Below are 2484 nucleotides of genomic sequence, written 5' to 3' on the forward strand. Positions count from 1 at the left end.
AATATCAAGGATTCGCTTATTGCCGACGGATGTATAATCAAGGGCACTGTCATCAATTCCATACTCTTCAGAGGCGTTAGGATCGGTAAGGATACTGTAGTCAAGGACTGCGTTCTGTTCCAGGGAACAAAGGTCGGCTCAAGCTGCAGCATATCCTCCGTAATAACTGACAAGAACGTAGAGATAAGTGATGCAAAGGTGCTTACGGGCTCCGAGACATATCCGCTGTATATTGGAAAAGGCGGTAAGATCTGACGGCGGTGATCAAATATGAAAATACTATTTGCTGCCAGCGAGGCTGTGCCATTCGCAGCCTCGGGCGGTCTTGCAGACGTTGTAGGCTCGCTTCCGAAAGCGATAAAGGCAAAAAGGCATGACTGCAGAGTGGTGATACCGCTCTATAAGTCCATAAAGCAGGAAATACGGGAGAAAATGGTATTCCTTGCAAATATTACTGTAGACGTATCGTGGCGTAAGCAGTACTGCGGTATATTTATGGCGATATACGAAGGTATAACCTATTACTTCATAGATAATGAGTACTACTTTTCACGAGACGGACTCTACGGCTTCTATGATGACTGCGAAAGATTCGTGTTCTTTGACAGGGCAGTACTTGAAATGCTGAAGTATATAAAGTTTACTCCCGATATTATAAACTGCAATGACTGGCAGACAGCGATGATACCTGTTTATTACAATGTTTATTATAAGTATCAGCAGGGATATGACGGAATAAAAACAGTTTATACCATACATAATATCGAGTATCAGGGAAAGTACGGAAAAGAGGTGCTCGGTGAGCTGATGGGCATACCCATGTACAATGCAGGACTTATAGAATACGACGGCTATGTCAATATGATGAAGGGGGCTATTGAGACCTCTGACATGATAACGACCGTCAGTCCGAGCTATGCGTGGGAGATCATGGATCCGTGGTATGCACACGGGCTTGACAGGATACTGGTCACAAAGCAGTACAAGCTCCGCGGCATCATGAACGGTATCGATATCAAGTTGTACGATCCGGACAAGGACAAGTTCATAGCGGAGAATTACTCTGCAAAAAAGCTTGCGGGAAAGGAAAAGTGCAAGGAAGAGCTTATCAGGGAATTCGGGCTTGCCGATGGCGGCGAGCCGATAATAGGAATAGTATCGCGTTTCGTCCGCCACAAGGGAATTGACCTTATACGCTGTGTGTTTGAAGAAATGGTCCACGACGGACTGAAATTCGTGATACTGGGCAGCGGCGAAAAGATATATGAGGACTTCTTCCTTGAAATGGCTGCAAGATATCCTGACAGAGTGTCCGTAACGGTCGGATTTGAGCCTGAGCTCTCCCACAGGATATATGCGGGCTCGGATATGTTCCTGATGCCATCACAGAGCGAACCCTGCGGACTTGCTCAGATGATAGCCATGAGATACGGAGCAGTGCCGATAGTCCGTGAAACAGGAGGACTCAGGGACTCTGTACGCGATAACGGCGGAGAAGAAGGCAACGGTTACACGTTCAAGACGTATAATGCCAATGATATGCTGGATGCTGTAAAGCGTGCATGGAACGACTATAACGATAAAAATGCATGGAAGGAGCTTGTTAAAAGGGCAATGGAGTGCGATCACAGCTGGTCTGCTTCTGCCGACACATATATAAGGACTTACAAGGAGCTTCTTGCTGCGGAATAACGGAAAAGGCGCCGTTCAGGTGCCTTTTCTGACCATATGGGAGGGAGACTGCTGTCCGTGATTTCATACAAAAAGCAATGGATTATTTGAGTAAAATTTGATTTGACAAATTGTGGTATAGGTGATATAATATATTTACTGTCCGACAAGGGAATCAAGAGTGGAGTAAAAAAATCGAAAGAAATTTTGAAAAAGCACTTGACAAACCGGAAAGGCAGTGATATAATATTAAAGCTGTCTCAGGAGAGGCAGTGACAGCATCTTGAAAATTGAACAATGCGAAGAAAAAAGTATAACGACCCTTGAGATTCCTTTTTGAAGCTGAGAAATCAGCGGAGAGAAGAGAGGTCAAGAAAAGACTAAAAAATAACACGCAAGTAATAACGCAAGCGTTATGAACAGGATTAAGATATCTTAGATGGAAACATCTGAAATATACGATAATAATAAAGAGTTTGATCCTGGCTCAGGACGAACGCTGGCGGCACGCTTAACACATGCAAGTCGAACGGAGAACTTTTGGTTTACTGAGAGTTCTTAGTGGCGGACGGGTGAGTAACACGTGAGCAACCTACCTTGAAGAGAGGGATAGCTTCTGGAAACGGATGGTAATACCTCATAACATAGTTGGGAGGCATCTTCTGACTATCAAAGATTTATCACTTTGAGATGGGCTCGCGTCTGATTAGATAGTTGGTGAGGTAACGGCTCACCAAGTCGACGATCAGTAGCCGGACTGAGAGGTTGAACGGCCACATTGGGACTGAGACACGGCCCAGACTCCTACGGGAG

General features: G+C 45.1%; 1 protein-coding gene, 1 rRNA gene and 1 pseudogene. All 3 read left to right on the top strand.

Annotated features, from left to right (window positions below):
* Positions 1–255, top strand: a pseudogene (locus QZZ36_RS12880) (glucose-1-phosphate adenylyltransferase subunit GlgD); the annotation flags it as partial.
* A 15-nt stretch (positions 256–270) separates the two neighbouring features.
* Positions 271–1692, top strand: coding sequence for a glycogen synthase GlgA (gene glgA / locus QZZ36_RS12885; protein WP_295082496.1), 1422 nt, complete (start codon positions 271–273; stop codon positions 1690–1692).
* Positions 1693–2135: 443 nt separating this feature from the next.
* Positions 2136–2484: ribosomal RNA gene (locus QZZ36_RS12890) — 16S ribosomal RNA — on the top strand; the annotation flags it as partial.

Source organism: Ruminococcus sp., from assembly GCF_016287535.1.
Classification (GTDB): Bacteria; Bacillota; Clostridia; order Oscillospirales; family Ruminococcaceae; genus Ruminococcus.